The 15,341-nt window shown below is 64.8% G+C and carries 17 protein-coding genes; 6 read left to right on the top strand and 11 right to left on the bottom strand.

Annotated features, from left to right (window positions below):
- Positions 1–90 precede the first annotated feature (90 nt).
- A complete protein-coding gene (locus ACDC66_RS04835) occupies positions 91–2,196 on the bottom strand; it encodes an AsmA family protein (protein WP_376695553.1) in 2,106 nt (701 codons plus the stop codon).
- Positions 2,197–2,327: 131 nt separating this feature from the next.
- Positions 2,328–2,945: a hypothetical protein gene (locus ACDC66_RS04830; protein ID WP_376695552.1), complete on the bottom strand. Its 618-nt coding sequence runs from the start codon at positions 2,943–2,945 to the stop codon at positions 2,328–2,330.
- Positions 2,946–3,081: 136 nt separating this feature from the next.
- Between ACDC66_RS04830 and ACDC66_RS04825 the strand changes: the two genes are divergently transcribed.
- From ACDC66_RS04825 to ACDC66_RS04810, 4 genes are all read left to right on the top strand, one after another.
- The gene (locus ACDC66_RS04825; RefSeq protein WP_376695551.1) at positions 3,082–4,554 is read left to right on the top strand and encodes an alkaline phosphatase family protein; all 1,473 of its coding nucleotides are present in this window, start codon (positions 3,082–3,084) and stop codon (positions 4,552–4,554) included.
- 61 nt (positions 4,555–4,615) lie between these two features.
- On the top strand, positions 4,616–6,823 hold the full coding sequence (locus ACDC66_RS04820) for a TIGR03032 family protein (protein WP_376695550.1): 2,208 nt from the start codon (positions 4,616–4,618) through the stop codon (positions 6,821–6,823).
- Positions 6,824–6,826: 3 nt separating this feature from the next.
- Positions 6,827–7,363, top strand: coding sequence for a hypothetical protein (locus ACDC66_RS04815; protein WP_376695549.1), 537 nt, complete (start codon positions 6,827–6,829; stop codon positions 7,361–7,363).
- A complete protein-coding gene (locus ACDC66_RS04810) occupies positions 7,347–7,859 on the top strand; it encodes a hypothetical protein (RefSeq protein ID WP_376695548.1) in 513 nt (170 codons plus the stop codon). Before ACDC66_RS04815 ends, ACDC66_RS04810 begins: the two co-directional genes overlap by 17 nt.
- Before the next feature lie 3 nt (positions 7,860–7,862).
- On the opposite strand, the gene ACDC66_RS04805 is transcribed toward ACDC66_RS04810, so the two are convergent.
- From ACDC66_RS04805 to ACDC66_RS04765, 9 genes are read right to left on the bottom strand one after another with little or no spacing between them, the layout of a single operon-like run.
- Positions 7,863–9,455 carry a BCCT family transporter gene (locus ACDC66_RS04805; RefSeq protein WP_376695547.1) on the bottom strand — a complete coding sequence of 531 codons (1,593 nt, stop codon included), beginning with the start codon at positions 9,453–9,455 and terminating at the stop codon, positions 7,863–7,865.
- 24 nt (positions 9,456–9,479) lie between these two features.
- Complete coding sequence (locus tag ACDC66_RS04800; protein ID WP_376695546.1) at positions 9,480–10,016, bottom strand: hypothetical protein; 537 nt, start codon at positions 10,014–10,016, stop codon at positions 9,480–9,482.
- Between the two features lie 35 nt (positions 10,017–10,051).
- Complete coding sequence (locus tag ACDC66_RS04795; RefSeq protein WP_376695545.1) at positions 10,052–10,330, bottom strand: hypothetical protein; 279 nt, start codon at positions 10,328–10,330, stop codon at positions 10,052–10,054.
- Positions 10,327–11,040, bottom strand: coding sequence for an aspartate/glutamate racemase family protein (locus ACDC66_RS04790; RefSeq protein ID WP_376695544.1), 714 nt, complete (start codon positions 11,038–11,040; stop codon positions 10,327–10,329). The genes ACDC66_RS04795 and ACDC66_RS04790 overlap by 4 nt, the downstream gene beginning before the upstream one ends.
- Positions 11,037–11,453 (bottom strand): NUDIX hydrolase, encoded by a 417-nt coding sequence (locus ACDC66_RS04785; RefSeq protein ID WP_376695543.1) that lies wholly within the window; start codon positions 11,451–11,453, stop codon positions 11,037–11,039. The genes ACDC66_RS04790 and ACDC66_RS04785 overlap by 4 nt, the downstream gene beginning before the upstream one ends.
- Positions 11,450–12,379, bottom strand: coding sequence for an alpha/beta hydrolase family protein (locus ACDC66_RS04780; RefSeq protein WP_376695542.1), 930 nt, complete (start codon positions 12,377–12,379; stop codon positions 11,450–11,452). Before ACDC66_RS04780 ends, ACDC66_RS04785 begins: the two co-directional genes overlap by 4 nt.
- Before the next feature lie 38 nt (positions 12,380–12,417).
- Positions 12,418–12,861, bottom strand: a complete 444-nt coding sequence (locus tag ACDC66_RS04775; protein WP_376695540.1) for a hypothetical protein — start codon at positions 12,859–12,861, stop codon at positions 12,418–12,420.
- A gap of 7 nt (positions 12,862–12,868) precedes the next feature.
- Positions 12,869–13,156 (bottom strand): hypothetical protein, encoded by a 288-nt coding sequence (locus ACDC66_RS04770; protein ID WP_376695539.1) that lies wholly within the window; start codon positions 13,154–13,156, stop codon positions 12,869–12,871.
- Positions 13,153–13,524: a VOC family protein gene (locus ACDC66_RS04765; RefSeq protein ID WP_376695538.1), complete on the bottom strand. Its 372-nt coding sequence runs from the start codon at positions 13,522–13,524 to the stop codon at positions 13,153–13,155. The genes ACDC66_RS04770 and ACDC66_RS04765 overlap by 4 nt, the downstream gene beginning before the upstream one ends.
- Positions 13,525–13,722: 198 nt before the next feature.
- Here ACDC66_RS04765 and ACDC66_RS04760 point away from each other — a divergent pair, with 198 nt between their 5' ends.
- Together ACDC66_RS04760 and ACDC66_RS04755 are read left to right on the top strand one after the other, a co-directional pair.
- Complete coding sequence (locus tag ACDC66_RS04760; RefSeq protein WP_376695537.1) at positions 13,723–14,589, top strand: aminotransferase class IV; 867 nt, start codon at positions 13,723–13,725, stop codon at positions 14,587–14,589.
- Positions 14,582–15,319, top strand: a complete 738-nt coding sequence (locus tag ACDC66_RS04755) for a sulfotransferase-like domain-containing protein (protein WP_376695536.1) — start codon at positions 14,582–14,584, stop codon at positions 15,317–15,319. The genes ACDC66_RS04760 and ACDC66_RS04755 overlap by 8 nt, the downstream gene beginning before the upstream one ends.
- Positions 15,320–15,341: the final 22 nt, after the last annotated feature.

The following is a 15,341-nucleotide window of genomic DNA, read 5'->3' as shown; positions in this document are numbered from 1 at the left end:
CGGCTACCCTCAGCCACCCGCTCGCTACGTTCTCCTGGCGATCCTTCCTGAATCAAAACTCTGAAAACCCTCTCAACTCCGAGAGGCTTCCTAGAATGCCCCTGCGGGAGGGGGGTCGGTTTCGGATTCTTCTTCCGGTTCGTCAGCCTCGGGGTCTTCCTCGGGTTCTTCGTCTTTTTCCTGCTTTTCGAGCAGGCCGCGCAGGAGGTTGCGGCCGGCTTCGCGGCGGCGCTCGCGCTCGTCGGGTTCGGCGTCTTCCTTAGTTGATTCGCCTTCTTCCTGCGTTTCGGCTGACTCTTCTTCCGGGTCGCCTTCGTCATCGTCTTCGAACACCTCGAGCAGGCGTCGGCCGAGCTCTTCGCGAACGGCGCCCTCGGCCAGCGCGGCCAGGTCGACGCTGACGGTTGGTGCGGTCAGTTCACCGGAAATGCCCAGCGGGATCCGGCCGTTGGTAGCGCGGCGCAGGGCTCGGGGAAGCTGCTGCGTGAGCTCCTCGCCCAGGTCCAACGCCAGCACATAGTCGACACGGTTGGCACCCAGGTCGATGCGACCCTGGCCGGTCGCCGCATAGCCGGCCGCGGCCAGGTTCAGGTTGGGCAGCTCGACGACGCCGTCTTCGATCGTCAGCCCCCCGTCAAGCGTGCGGAAGCGGGTCTCGCCGCCGAAAGTCCGGGCGATATTGCCCAGATTGTCGGTCGTCAGCTCCTGCTCGATCAGGGCCTGCAGGTCCACGCCCTGAAGAACGCCATCGGCAATGGCGAAATCGCCGCTGCCGTCGAGCGAAGCCAGCATCTGCTCGGGGCTGAAGCCACTGAATCGCAGATCCATGGTGAACTCGCCCTGGCCGTCGACCGGCGACTGGCCGGTGAACAACGAAGCCAGTTCCGCGACCCGAATGCCGGAGAGCCTGGGGCTGAGCACGACCTCGGGAGGCTGCTGGTTGAAGTCCACCCGGGCGCTGCCCTTGAACTGGCCGCCGAACAGCCGGGCCGAAAGCGGGTCGAGGATCAGCTCGCCCCCGCTGAGGCGGCTGCGGGCGGTCACTTCCGTCAGTCGTGCACCCTCGGTCAGCACCAGTTCGCCGAGCTCCAGGGAGAAGTCCAGGTCGAACATGTCGAGCGCGCTGAAGTCCTGGTCAGGCTCACTACCCTGGCCATCACCGGCACCACCGTCGTCCTGGGCGCCTTCGGGAACGAGGCTTGTCAGATCGAGCCGTTCACCGGTCACGGCCAGGCGACCGCCGATGCGTTCGCCGATGGTGGCCTCTCCGTCGAGATTCAGGGCCTGGCCATTCAGCGTCAGGCGCGCCGCCGGAAGAGTGGCGCGCACCGTCTCGCCGATGGTGGCCGCAATGGCCTGTTCGGCCGAAAGCTCGACATTCAACTCGCCTATTTCGGTGCGATTGGCGAAGGATGTCAGCTCGATGCGAAGTGGATCGGCCATGGGCTCGACTACCAGGCTGCCTTTCGCCTCGCCTTCGGCGCCGGCACCAGGCAACGTGTAGCGCAGCGACCAGTCCGAAAGGGCCACTTCGCCAAGATCCGCCGCAACCCGTATGGTGCCGTCGAACGCCAGGGTCACCAGGGTCTCGCCCCCCTCGACCAGGCGGCCGCCGAGCGAAAGCGGCAAGTCTTGTCCGACCGCGAAGGAATCGAGATCAAGGCGGTCGAGGTGCAGTTCCGTCCGGGAGTCGGCAGCGAGGTCGATCAGATTCAACGCCACATTGCGGAACTGGACCCCGCCGGTTCGGATCTGCGAAAGATCCGTCGGTTCATCCGAATCGGGCGCCGTATCCGAACCGGCGAACAGGCCGTCGAGATTGCTCGAGCCGTCACGGCCGGTCACCACGTTGAGGTCGGCCCGCTCGAGGGTCACGGTTCCGATCTCGATCTCACCGCGCAGCAGCGGCAAAACGCGCACTGCCGCCGTCGCGCGCTCGATGCTCGCCAGGGACGGCGCCTGCTCGAAACTGGATTGGTTATCCACCGTCACGTCGCGAATATCGAGCGCCAGCCAGGGGAAGAAGGTCAATTCCATCGGACCCTCGAGCCTCACTTCGCGGCCCAACTGCTCGCTGGCGCGGGTGGCAATCTCGTCGCGATAGTCGTCCGGATCGATCAACAGGGCGGCCGTCACGACCGCCACCACCAGCAAGGCGATCAGGATAAAGACGAGCAGGATGATCTTGCGCAACATGGCAAACGCCTCCGGGCGAATTCAATACCCGGCAGCTTACCAAATGCCCCGCCTACGGACTTTCAACCGCAAGCAGCTTCTCTCAGCCTCACTACCCCGAGCTACCCCTGACGTTCAGAACATTCGAATTTCTAGATCCCGAACCACGCGAACGCATACCCCTCCATCAACTCTTCCCGATGCGAGGAGACCATCTCGACGACCTCATCCGGCACCCGGTGGCTGCGCGTCTGCGGCGCCTGGTCGCCGAACGAGGCCACCGCGACCTCCTGCCCCAGGGCGCGATAGGTCTGGTTACGCACGTAGAGGTACTCCTGCAGCGAGAAGTTGTAGCGGTTGAGCGCTTCGACCTGGACGCGCTTGGCCTTGATCAGCAGCCCGCCCAGGCCCTCATAGGCAGTGAAAAGCTCGCCGATGTTGGCGTCGCGCTCCTCGTCGTCGATCTCCTGCTGCATGGACTCGAAGCGCTGCTTGAGGTCTTTGAGCTCGCCCTCCATCGCCTGCCGCATGTCGCGCTGGGCAACGAGAAAACGCTGGAACTGGTCCGTCGAGATAGCGCCATCCTCGGGCGGCTGGAATCCGTCCTGGCGCTCCACCTGCTCGTTGAGCTCGGCGTATTCCTGGACGAATTCCTGCACGCCACCGGCAAACTCCCAGGCCGGCTTGATGACAAAGAAATAACCGGCTGTTCCGCCGGCCCCGACCAGCACGACGACAACGATCAGGCAGCCCACGAGAAACTTCTGCATTTTCGATCATCCTGTTTTTGCGATTGCCCAGAAAAACGGTTTTTCTTTCCGGATTCGGTCACGACCGGCCAAATTTCACCAATTCGCAGCTGGCGAGCGATTAGACTTCGTGTGGTTCTTCACGGCTCCGTTATCGATGTTCAAACGTTTATTCACTACCTGGTGCCTGCCCGCGATACTGGTCTTCACCGCTCTCCTTTCGGGCTGCCAGGCGGACCCTTCAGGCCCCGCGGGCGGTAAACCCGCACCACTGCTGCTGATTTCGATCGATGGTTTCCGCCATGACTACATCGATCAGTTCGACAGCCCGGCCATCGACCGCATGATCCGCGAGGGCTTCTACGCCGACAGCCTGCACCAGGCCTTTCCCACCAAGACCTTCGCCACGCACTACACCCTGGTGACCGGTCGTCACCCCGGCACGCACGGCGTGGTGGCCAACAACATGTGGGATCCGAAGCGCGACGCCCGTTTTTCGCTCGGCGACCGCGAGGCGGTCAACGACGGTTTCTGGTACCAGGGCGGCGAGCCGATCTGGGTGACTGCCGAACAACAGGGCCTGACCGCGGCCACCTATTTCTGGCCCGGCTCTGAGGCGATGATCCAGCGCACCCGCCCGACACACTACCGGGCCTACGACGGCCGGGTGCCGCACGCCGAGCGCATCGACCAGGTGCTGGAGTGGCTGGCACTCCCAGAAGAAGAGCGTCCGGACTTCCTGACCCTCTACTTCAGCCGGGTGGACTCGCGCGGCCACAGCGACGGACCCGCGTCGGCCGCCGCCTTTGATGCCGCGGCCCGGATCGACGACGAACTGAGCCGCTTGTTCTCGGAACTCGAAGCCAGGGACCAACTCGACGCAGTCAACATCCTCCTCGTCTCTGATCACGGCATGTCCGAGGTCAGCCGCGAGCGTACCGTGGCGCTGGACGAATACCTGGACCTGTCCAGGGTCCGCGTATCCGACTGGGGGCCGGCCGCACAGATCTGGGCCGGGGAAATGCCTGCCGACGAGATCGTCGCCGCCCTCGAGGACGCCGAGCACCTGAGCGCCTGGCAACGCAAGGACATCCCGGAGCGCTACCACTTCGGCAGCCACTACCGCGTGCCCGACGTCCTGGTCGAAGCCGATCCCGGCTGGCTGATTTCGAGCAAGCCCTACATGGCCAACCCGAATCCGCCAAAGGGCATGCACGGCTGGGATCCGGCCCTGGCCGAGATGCACGGCGTTTTCGTCGCGAGAGGACCGGACTTCACGCCGGGGAGCCGCGCTCCGGCCGTTCGCAGCGTCAGCGTCTATCCGCTCATGGCCCACCTGCTCGATCTCGAGCCGGCCGAGAACGAAGGTCGACTGGGCGCTTTTCTGCCCTATTTGAACGGCGAGAAGGCGCCCGACTACCGAGTCGAGCGCTTCAAATGCGAAACCGGCACGGTCGAGGCCCGTATCGGCCCGGAGCACATGGCCCTGCACAAGGATGCATTCATCCACGTGCTCGATCGTCGGGGCCCGGGACGATTCGAACAGGTTGACCTGCAATTCGAGATCGACGGCGATCTTGCAACCGGCCGGGTCGACGGCAACGCGTTGGGTGAGTGCAGGCGCCTCTAGTGAGCCGTGCATAATGTCGCTTGATTGAGCGCCAATCCCCGACAACCCAAGACAGGCTGGAATGAGACTCGACGCCGCGCTGATACGACTGCCCCACCGATTCGATGCCGCGACCGCGGCGGAACTGGTTGACCGCCTGGCTGACCAGGACTGGGAAAAGGGGGATCCGGACTGCGCCGTCCTGGTCGGCAACCTCGACCAGCCCCTTCCCGAGTGCCGCGAGGGCACGATGCAACCGACCCCGGCCCTGGGGAAAGTACCGGAACTGTCAGCGCTGCTCGCCGAAACGGGCGCGGTGATTGGCCGGACCCGGCTGCTGCGCCTGTCGGGCGGAACAGCGACACCACTAAAGCATGACCTGGACGCCTACTGGCAACACCGGGCCCGGCTCATTTTCGTCATCGACGAAGGGCTGCAACTTGAGTCGGGCGAGCAAACGCTGGAAGCACCACCGGGGTCGGTCTGGCTCCTGGACGGTTGGCGGGGCTGGCGACTCGCCGCCGAAACCGGAATTGCCCGTTTCATCGTTGCCGACACCGTTGGTTCGGCCGCCTTCTGGTCCCTGGTGCAGTCGTCCGACCGCCCCGAAGAATCCGGTGAAGGCGCCGGACTTTCGCCTCGCAACATCGCGCTTTCCGCAGACACCGGGCAACTCGACACGCTCGAAACAGAAACCGTCCCGGTCAACACGGTGATCTCGGCGGCCGAACTCAAGGAACGCATTCGGACCATTGTCGAGGAAATCCAGGAAGTCACCACGGAAGATGAGCCTGCGCTGGCGCGGCTTGTGGCCGTGCTCGAATCTTTCGAGCGACAGTGGCAGGCCGTTCGGGCCCGGCACGGCGAGCAAGCCGCCGGTCGAGAGGCGCGACGCCAGGCCCTGGAACAAGCCTGGTCGCAGATCGCCCAGTTCGCATCAGCCTGGACACTGGCCAACCGGGTTCCGGCCTTGGAGCGCTTCTACCGGCTGATCTTCGCCGATGCCGAACGGGATGAAAGCGGCAGGCCGCTGGAAATCGTCCCGGCCGAGCAACTTCGGCGTTTCGGCTGGCTCAACGCCAACGCGGGAAGCGGCAAGGAAGCCGCCGAACAAGCAAAACCGCATCCGGACAAGCATGCTTCCACATCATTGAGACAACAAAGCCCCGACCCGAAGGTTTTGCAGGATCCCGACCAGCCACCGCCCGATCCCCACGCGCCGCTACGCAGCGTGCATACCCGCAGTTTTCCGGATCTGCTGCGCCAGATCGGCGCTTCGCTTCTGGTCACCACCTACCAGGCCGGCAAGCTGGCGATCCTGCGCGAGAACCAGGGCGTGATCAACACGCATTTCCACGTCTACAACCGCCCCATGGGCCTGGCGGCCGACAATGGCCGGCTCGCCGTCGGCACCGCCTGGACAGTCGAGGAATACCGCAACATGGCGGATGTTGCGGTCAAGCTCGATCCACCGGAAAGACACGATGCCGCCTACCTGCCGCGCAATGTACAGATCACTGGCAATATCGACATCCACGAGATGGCCTATGGCAAGGACGGGCTGTGGGTCGTCAACACGCGTTTTTCCTGTCTGTGCACGCTCGATGGTGAACACAGCTTCGTGCCCCGCTGGCGCCCGCCCTTCATCTCCGGCTACGCGCCGGAGGATCGCTGCCACCTCAACGGCCTGGAAATGGTGGACGGCAAGCCGAAATACGTCACCGCGCTGGGGACGACCGATGCGGCCGGCGGCTGGCGCGACAACAAGGCCGCCGGCGGCGTGCTGATGGACGTCGAAAGCGGTGAATTCATCTGTCGCGGGCTGTCCATGCCGCATTCACCGCGCTGGTACGACGGCAAACTCTGGGTTCTCGAATCCGGTAACGGTTCACTGGCGACAGTGGACCCGGCAACCGGCCAGCTCGACACCGTCGTGGAGCTGCCCGGATTCACCCGGGGGCTGGATTTCTACGGTCCTTTCGCCTTCATCGGCCTGTCCCAGGTCAGAGAGTCGGCCGTCTTTTCCGGAATCCGCCTGACCGAGCGCGTGGATGAGCGATGTTGCGGCGTGTGGGTGGTGGATCTGCGCTCGGGCCGGATTGTCGCTTTCCTCAAATTTGAAGACGCCGTGCAGGAAGTGTTCGCCGTCTCGGTCCTTCCCGGACAACGCTACCCTGATGTGCTCGGCGTCAACGACGCCCATGTGCCGGTATGCTACGCACTTCCCGATGCGGCCCTGGCCGAGGTGATTCGTCCCCAGGCGGCATCGAATCAAGGGAGCAACGAGTAGACGATGGATTCTTCACGCCATACGGGTCGACCGGTACAGATTGAACGCGTTCGCGGGCGGCTCGATGAGAACACCCGAGCCGGCCTGAGGGCATTCTGGAAATCCCAGGACGTCCTCGAGGGGGGGCAGGCGGAAGTGAGACTGCCGCGCGTGCTGTCACGACTGATCGACGAAGCGGGGCGGACGGTCGGTTCCAGCTCGGCAACCGCTGCCCGAATCCCGGCCATTGGGAACCAGTGGCTCCAGGTCTATCGCTGCCTGATCGCGCCGGACTTCGACACGCCCGAACGATGGATGCAGATGCTGGCCACCGGCTGGGATATCCTCAGCGAGGCATCCGAGCGCACCGCAGAGCCTCACTGCATCGGGGTGCTCGTTCCTGTTGCCGACCCGGCCATCCTGAAAGCCTGGCCGCAGGCCATCTGGCCGGAAACGCGCTTCCTGCATGCCGGCGTGGCGCGCAACGGGGCCGCGTTGCGCCTTCGCTATTTCGAGGATGCCCGAATCGACACGGAGGCCGGCCATGAACGAGGACGATGAATTCCGCATCGACAACGTCCGCGAAGAGGGTGACGATTCACTGAAGCAAAGGGCGGTCGAACGCTGGCTGGCCGACGGCGTGATTCCCGCCGCGGAAGCGACGAAACGTGCCGATCAGCTGCTCCTGGTCGCCACGCATGGTGACGAAGGCGTGGTCGCGGGTATGGCGACCACCTACCTCGAGACGGCCAGCCGCCTGAACCTGCCCCTGTGGCATATGCGGGCCTACGTGGCACCCGAGTTCCGCCGACACGAGATCGGCTTTCGAATGCTGATCGGGGCGGTGAATTACCACCGCGAGCAATTCGCGTCCGGTCGCGATACCCGCGGCCTCGGGCTGTACATGGAAATCGAGAATCCCTACCTCAAGCAGCATCGCAACGAGGCGCTTTGGCCGACATCCGGCCTGGCCTTCGTCGGCGTCAACAGCCGGGGCGATCATTGCCGGGTGTGCTATTTCGAAAACGCCCGGCTGATCGCAACGGGCGACCAGTAAGAATCACTCGGCGTCATCGCGCGCGGTGTCATGCTCCTCGAGCAGGCGCTGGATACGCTCGCGCAGCAGGGCTTCGTGCAGTTCCTGCTGGCGTTGCTCGTCGCGGAAGGCGCGCAGCAGTGAGGTGGCCATGAAGATCATTAGCAGCATGAAGGGAAAGGCGGCAATGATCGAGATGGTCTGCAAGGCGCCCAGGCCGCCGCTGACCAGAAGCGTGCCGGTGACCAGGACCGTCACCACGCCCCAGATCAGGCGGATCGGCCGCCCCGGGTTGAGCCGCCCGCGGCTGGTGAACATGCCCAGCACGAATGTGGCCGAGTTGGCCGAGGTGATCACGAACAGCACGATCAACACCAGCACCGCCGGCCCGAGCACGGCGGCGGCGGGCAGCAGTTCGAGCATTGCGAACAGCCCCGAACTCATTTCGTCGAGAACGGCATCCCCCAGCCCGGCGTTTTCGAACAGCTCGAAGTAGAGCGCCGAACCACCGAAGGTGGCAAACCAGACCATGCTCAACAGCACCGGCACGCCGATGACGCCGAGCACGAACTCGCGCACGGTCCGACCGCGCGAGATGCGAGCGATGAAGCTGCCGACGAAGGGCGCCCAGGCAAGGCCCCAGGCCCAGTAAAAAATGGTCCAGCGTTCGACCCAGTCCTCGCCCGTATAGGGCTCCATCACCAGGCTCATGCCGATCAGGTTTGAAAAGTAGTCGCCCAAGGCATTGGTCAATACAGCCGTGATGAAGTCCGTGGGTCCGGCGAAGAAAACAAACACCAGCACCAGGCCGGCAAGCAGCATGTTGGCGTCGCTGACCCAGCGGATCCCCGATTCCAGCGGGGTCAGCGAGGCGAGCAGGAAAACCACGGCGATTCCGGCGAGGATGGCCAGCTGGTTGTCCAGCCCGAAGGAGATGCCCGCAACCCGGTCCAGGCCGCTGTTGATCTGGAGGATGCCCAGGCCGAGGGTCGTGGCCACGCCGAACACGGTCGAGAGTACCGCCAGGGTGTTGATGCCGTAGCCGACCGGTCCGTCGACCCGATCACCCAGGCTGGCGCGAAAGGTCTCGCTGATCAGCCCGGGCCGATCCTGTCTGAAGCGCGCATAAGCGATGGCCAGGCCGACGACGCCGAAATTGGCCCACTGGTGAAAACCCCAGTGAAAGAACGAGTACTGCATAGCCAGACCGGCTGCCTCGGCCGTACGTGGGTCGGCCCGCCCCAGGGGCGACTCAACGAAGTGGCTCATCGGCTCGGCCACGCCCCAGAACACGAGCCCCACGCCCATGCCGGCCGAAAAGATCATGCCCAGCCAGGTGGGATAGGGAAACTCCGGTGCCTCGCCGTCGGCGCCCAGGCGAATCGAGCCATAGGCACTGAAGCCCACCCCGATGCAGAAGATCAGAAACCCGGTGGTGGCGAACAGGTACAGCCAGCCGAAGTGCGAAGTAGTGAATTCCAGCACGCTGGCGGCACCCGATGCGAGCTGTTCGGGCATGCGCACGCCCAGGATCACGAAGCCGGACATGACCGCCAGCGAAATGATCAGCGTCCAGGGGGCAGTCGCGACGCGGTTTTTGAGAGCGGACCAGGTCATTGAAGAATCCTGTCGCTTTGCGGATCAGTGCCGGTGCTGATGATGATCGTCGCTCGCTTTCTGCCCATAGCCACGCAGGCGCATGTACTCGGTAACCTGTTCGTCATCGAGCAGTTCGAGCTGCTCCAGGTGAGCCTGCAGGTGAATCAGGCGAATCCGTCCCTCGATGCGCGAACTCCGCGAGACCAGTTCGACCAGGTGCTCGCGGGACATCGACGCTTCAGCGAAGGTCTCTTCCAGTTCGGCCTCCACCGCGACCAGATCCCGGCCAAGCGCACCAGCGCTCTCAAGCATGGTCTCATGCAGCGCCTCGGTGCGACGAAGCTGGTCGGCGTCCAGGTCGAGATCATCGGCCAGTTCCAGGACATGCTTCGGCCCCGGATAGCCGTTCAGTTCGGCCGCCTTGGCATAGCCCAGACCGCGACCGGCCTTCAGACCCGCGATACGCTCCGTGGACAGCGCCTTGATCTGCCGACCTTGCTCGTCGGCGTAGGGAGACTGGGCGACCACACCGGTACCGCAAAGCAGCAGGAAACAAGCGGCCAGGGATTTATGCATCACTTAATACTCCCAATGAGTGAAATCATGGGGTCATTCTAGTCAAACAAGCCGGCCTCATCGCCTGCCAGTAGACGCATCCCCTTCGGCGGCATGCTGCAGCACCGCGCCCCCATTCGACGGGCCAGTCCCGCGGCAGCCGGTGAGAAAAAGAGCTGTGCCTTGCAGTGAAGGTTTCCGCTCACGTGGGCCAGGTAAACGGCCCAACCCGGCGGGGCGCCAGAATGCTCGAATGCGCGCTCGCACCGGCGGCGAATGGCATCCAGCTCGGCTTCGGCGAGAAGCGCATCGCCCAGCTCGAGCCGGTACCAGTTCATGTTTGCGGTGATTCATGCTTGCCGAGCGCGAAGTCGACTGCTGCACGAACATGCAGCTCAGTGGTATCGAACACGGACAAGGCCACGTCATCCTCACCGATCAGCAAGGCGATTTCCGTACAACCCAGGATGACGGCTTCGGCGCCCTGTTCGGCAAGGTCCGCGATGACGCGCTGATAGGCGCGGCGGGAGCCGGGCTCGATGCGCTCGGCGCAGAGCTCCTCGAAAATCACGCGATGGACCATCTCCCGATCGACCTCCCCGGGCACCAGCACCTCCAGCCCGAAGCGCTCGGCAAGGCGCTGCCGATAGAAAGGCTGCTCCATGGTAAAGCGCGTACCCAGCAGCCCCACGCGACGACAGCCCGCCGCCTTGATCGCCTCGCCCGTGGGGTCGGCAATATGCAACAGGGGCATCTCGACCGCCGCCGCGATCGGCCCGGCCACCTTGTGCATGGTGTTGGTACACAACACGATGGCTTCGGCACCGCCGGCTTCCAGGCAGCGTGCGGCATCGGCGAGCAGCGCGCCGGCCTCGTCCCAGCGCCCGGCGTGCTGGAGTTGTTCGACCTCGTGAAAATCGACGCTGTAGAGCAGCACCCGCGCGGAATGGAGCCCGCCCAGGCGCTCGGCGACCAGCTGATTGAGCCGACGGTAGTAGCTGATCGTCGAGGTCCAGCTCATGCCGCCGAGCAGGCCAAGGGTTTTCATGCGACATCCTCCCCGCGTTCCAGGAATGCCTGCAGGATATGGCTCCGGCTCAGGGGCGCGACATTGACCGATCCGGGATTCCGCGGGTCGACCCAGACCAACTCCTCGATCTCGGCCGCCGCCCGGGGTGTCCCGTCGACCGGCACGAAATAGGCCTCGGCGCGAACGCGTCGTCCGGCCTCGTGAATCGCGCGCTCCTCGAATTCGCCCAGGCGAACCGCCAAGCCGGGATCGAAGTCCACGCCGATTTCCTCGCGCAGTTCGCGCGCCAACGTGGCCAGGGAATCCTCGCCGGGCTCGCGTTTCCCGCCGGGCTGGATAAAGGTGTCCGAGCCTCGCTTTCGTACCAGCAGCACGCGGCCATCCCGATCGGCAATGACCGCGGCAACCGTCTCGATCGGCCCCTGCTTCATTCGTTCGACTCCGCTTGTTCTTCCTCGAGCATGTCGAGGATCACCGATCGCGTTTCGGCCCAGGCTTCGGCAAACGGCGCAATGGGATCGAAGTGCCCGGCGCCGCTCACCAGGGTTTCGCTCGCGCTGCCGCCGGAACGATTGACGTTGTTGACGTAGACCACCGTCTGCGACAGCGGCACGATGGCATCTTCACGACCGTGCACCAGGTGGACCGGGACGGCCGGCGGCATCAGGTGATCGGGGCTGGCCAGGGCGAGCCGCTCGGCATACAGGGACTCGTCGTCGCCGAGCAGCATCGGTACCGCGGCGTTGCAGTCGCCCGTGCCGGCCGCGTACTCGGCCAGGTCGGTGATGGCCGACAGGCCGACGACGCCCTTTAGTCCGTCGGGCACGCCGCCATTCCAGCGGTGACCGGTGATTACGCGCTCACGGCTGGCCAGCCAGAGCGCCAGGTGGCCGCCCGCCGAGTGGCCGACCAGCACCATGCGATCGGCATCGATCATCGGGCGATCCTTCGCCACGGATTCCAGCCGCGCCAGACCCGCGACCACGTCGTCGAAGGTCCCCGGCCAGCCGCCGCCGGTCTCGCCCAGGCGGCGATATTCGATGGCCCAGGTCGCCACGCCGTGTTCGTTGAGGTCGGCCGCCAGCGGGGCGATGTGATCGACGCCGTACTGGAACTGCCAGCAACCACCGTGGATCAGCACGGCGACCGGAAACGGCCCCTCGCCTTCGGGCAGGCGCAGTTCCGCGTACTGCGAAGGCTCATCGCCGTAGGAAATCACTTCCGCCGCCGGCGGTTGCGGCAACCCCTCGATCTGGGACCAGGAAACTCCCTGCTGCGCCGCACTGGCATCCGTCATGACACTGAGCGCGCCGACAATCGCACAGGATACGAATGCGTGGCGGATAAGCATTTGCATGAAAACACCTTACTGGGTGAACGCTTCTCTGGACCTTATCAAGTTTCGTCGGCCGACCCGCTGCGCAGGCCCCAGATCGACAGACCGACGGCCAGCAGGGAAGCGAGGGCGGCAAGCACGAGTATCCCGCCGGACAGGTATTCGGCCCAGTCCGGCCCGACGGCCCCTCGCGCCGAGATCGGCGTGGCGCGACCGGCGCCCAGACTGGCACCCAGCAGACAGCCCAGCCAGTTGAGGTAGCCCGCGGTCGCCCAGCTCAGCGCCAGCAGACTCCGGAGCCGCGCAGGCAGCGAAAACGCCGAAAACACGCCACCGACTGCAATCATCAACACGCCGCCGAGCACGCCGACGGTGTGAGCCGACAGGCCGAGGCGCGGGAATGCCATGGCGGGAATGAAGAAGGCGCCGACGAGCGCCAGCAGGATCAGGATGAAGCCGTGACGGATCAGCGGACGATGCATGGTATCGATTGGGCGTGACATGACCGCTTCACTCCTCTCTCGGCCCGGACGCTCCGGGTCCGTCACCCTTGTTGCCTGGTCCTTCCGTGCTCACCAGCAGCAGCCACAGCACGGCGAGCACCACACCGTTGCCGACCGCAGCCAGGCCGAACAACAGGAAAGGCAGCAGCCAGAAGACCATGGACTGGTCGGCCTGATCCAGGACGGCGAGCACGTTGAAGGCGTACACGCCCACCGCCAGCAACCCGATCATCACCAGGCCGATCGCCACCGACAGCAGCGTGTTGGATCGGCGGCTGTGTCGCCACGTGTTCATTCGACAGCCCAGACCGCCAGCACATGGCCGTCGGGATCGGCGAACTCGAAGCGTCGCCCACCGGGGAATTCGAAAGGCGGCTCAACGATGCGTCCGCCGGCGTTTCGCACGCGCTCGAGCGATTCGTCGAGATCGTCGGAATACAGCACAACCAGTGCGCCGCCCGGGGTGACCGAGTCCACCGGTAGAAACCCGCCCATTTCCTCGTCGTCGCCCCCGCCCGGCCGTCGGATACCGACGTACTGATCGCCGTAATCGTTGAAGGACCAGCCGAACGCCTCGCCATAGAAACGCTTGGCCCGGTCCAGGTCGGTGACGGGAATCTCGATGTAATCGATCGCGTGATGCGTGTGAGATTCGGATGTCATGTCGCACTCCCTGGGTGATCGATCGCTACCAGCGACCCCGGATCACCTGATTCGATCCAAGCCGTTGAGCGGTCTGCGCTCCGCTTTGCGGACGACTTGAGCATGCCCTCATACCGCTCGGCGGTCAATTGGATTCCGGGGAGGACATGCTGACGGTTTGCTAGACTCGCTGCGTCCACCACAGGAGTCGTCCGGCCCATGCAGATCTGGATCAATGGCCAGCTCGTACCCGAAGCCGAAGCCAGCGTTTCGGTCTTCGACTCCGGCTTCGTGCTGGGCGACGGGGTGTGGGAAGGCGTGCGGGTCGTCGGCGGCAAGCCGGCCTTTCTCGCCGCCCACCTCGATCGGCTCGAAGAGGGCGCGAAGGCGCTGATGCTCAACGGCATGCCCGATCGCGAGGCACTGTTCGACGCGGTCGAGCGGGTCATCGAGGCCAACGAACTGGTCGACGCCGCCCACCTGCGCATCATGCTCACCCGCGGCGTTCGGCGCGAGCCCTACCAGGATCCGCGCCTGGTCGAAGGCGGGCCGACCCTGGTGATCATCCCCGGCCACCACCCAGTCACCGAGGACATCCTGGAAAAGCCGCAGCGCCTGTTCACCGTCCACGTCCACCGCGGCGCTCCGGACGTCCAGGACCCGCGCCTGAACAGCCACAGCAAGCTCAACTGCATCATGGCCTGTATCCAGGCCAGCGTGGCCGGCGCCGACGAGGCGCTGATGCTCGACCCCGACGGCTTCGTCGCCACCTGCAACTCCACGCATTTCTTCATCGTGCGCGACGGCACGGTGATGACCTCTGACGGACGCTACTGCCTGGGCGGCATTACGCGCGGCCACGTGCTGAAACTCTGCCGCGACTACGGCATCCCCTGCAGCGAGAAGACCTTCAGCCTCACCGACGTCTACGCCGCCGACGAGGCGTTGACCACCGGCACACTTTCGGGCATTCGACCGGTCGGCGAAGTCGACGGACGCATAATCGGGACCGGCAAGCGAGGGCCGGTAACCGAGCGGCTGCAGCGGCTCTACGCCGACCTGATCAACGGCGAGGCCCGTGGCTGAGCCGCTGCGCATCGCCATGTGGTCCGGGCCGCGCAACATCTCCACGGCGATGATGCGCGCCTTCGAAAACCGGCCCGACTGCAGCGTCAGTGACGAGCCACTCTACGGCGCCTGGCTGGAAATGAGCGGCGAGCCGCACCCCATGCGCGAAAAAGTCATCGCGGCCATGGACACCGACTGGCGCTCGGTCGTCAAGAACCTGACCGGCCCGGTGCCCGACGGTGCCCCCATCTGGTACCAGAAGCACATGACCCACCACATCCTGCCGGAGATGATGGAAGCCGACTGGCTGGCGAAACTGACCCACGTGTTCCTGATCCGCGACCCGCGCCACGTCGTCGCCTCCTATCTCGGCAAACGCGACACGGTCTCGCCGCAGGACATCGGCGTACCGCAGCAGCAGGCGATTCACGACTTCATCGTCGGCCGCGTCGGGCAGGAACCGCCGATCATCGACAGCGGCGAATTCCTCACCGACCCGAAGGGCCACCTGCGCGCCCTGTGCGAACGCCTGGGATTCAACTTCCTTCCCGAAATGCTGAGCTGGCCGGCCGGCCCGAGAGACAGTGACGGCGTCTGGGCACCGCACTGGTACCAGAAGGTGTGGCAATCGACCGGATTCGGCCCGCCGCCGGAAGACCCGCCGCAACTCGAAGGCCGCGCGAGAGCCGTCGCCGACTCCTGCCGACCGCTCTACGAGCAGCTCTACGCGCTGCGGATCACACCCTAGCCGGGATTTAACACCGTCGTTA

This window comes from Wenzhouxiangella psychrophila, assembly GCF_042310375.1.
In the GTDB taxonomy this organism is placed as follows: Bacteria; Pseudomonadota; Gammaproteobacteria; order Xanthomonadales; family Wenzhouxiangellaceae; genus Wenzhouxiangella.
Note: the sequence above shows the minus strand (reverse complement) of the source record. Positions and strands in the feature narration are given on the sequence as shown.

Bases quoted from the DNA above. Each gene is read 5' to 3' on its own strand.
- ACDC66_RS04795 (WP_376695545.1), bottom strand. From the start codon at position 10,330: ATGAACTGGTACCGGCTCGAGCTGGGCGATGCGCTTCTCGCCGAAGCC.
- ACDC66_RS04780 (WP_376695542.1), bottom strand. From the start codon at position 12,379: ATGCAAATGCTTATCCGCCACGCATTCGTATCCTGTGCGATTGTCGGC.
- ACDC66_RS04830 (WP_376695552.1), bottom strand. From the start codon at position 2,945: ATGCAGAAGTTTCTCGTGGGCTGCCTGATCGTTGTCGTCGTGCTGGTC.
- ACDC66_RS04815 (WP_376695549.1), top strand. From the start codon at position 6,827: ATGGATTCTTCACGCCATACGGGTCGACCGGTACAGATTGAACGCGTT.
- ACDC66_RS04765 (WP_376695538.1), bottom strand. From the start codon at position 13,524: ATGACATCCGAATCTCACACGCATCACGCGATCGATTACATCGAGATT.
- ACDC66_RS04835 (WP_376695553.1), bottom strand. From the start codon at position 2,196: ATGTTGCGCAAGATCATCCTGCTCGTCTTTATCCTGATCGCCTTGCTG.
- ACDC66_RS04785 (WP_376695543.1), bottom strand. From the start codon at position 11,453: ATGAAGCAGGGGCCGATCGAGACGGTTGCCGCGGTCATTGCCGATCGG.
- ACDC66_RS04790 (WP_376695544.1), bottom strand. From the start codon at position 11,040: ATGAAAACCCTTGGCCTGCTCGGCGGCATGAGCTGGACCTCGACGATC.
- ACDC66_RS04770 (WP_376695539.1), bottom strand. From the start codon at position 13,156: ATGAACACGTGGCGACACAGCCGCCGATCCAACACGCTGCTGTCGGTG.
- ACDC66_RS04805 (WP_376695547.1), bottom strand. From the start codon at position 9,455: ATGACCTGGTCCGCTCTCAAAAACCGCGTCGCGACTGCCCCCTGGACG.
- ACDC66_RS04820 (WP_376695550.1), top strand. From the start codon at position 4,616: ATGAGACTCGACGCCGCGCTGATACGACTGCCCCACCGATTCGATGCC.
- ACDC66_RS04775 (WP_376695540.1), bottom strand. From the start codon at position 12,861: ATGTCACGCCCAATCGATACCATGCATCGTCCGCTGATCCGTCACGGC.
- ACDC66_RS04760 (WP_376695537.1), top strand. From the start codon at position 13,723: ATGCAGATCTGGATCAATGGCCAGCTCGTACCCGAAGCCGAAGCCAGC.
- ACDC66_RS04825 (WP_376695551.1), top strand. From the start codon at position 3,082: ATGTTCAAACGTTTATTCACTACCTGGTGCCTGCCCGCGATACTGGTC.
- ACDC66_RS04810 (WP_376695548.1), top strand. From the start codon at position 7,347: ATGAACGAGGACGATGAATTCCGCATCGACAACGTCCGCGAAGAGGGT.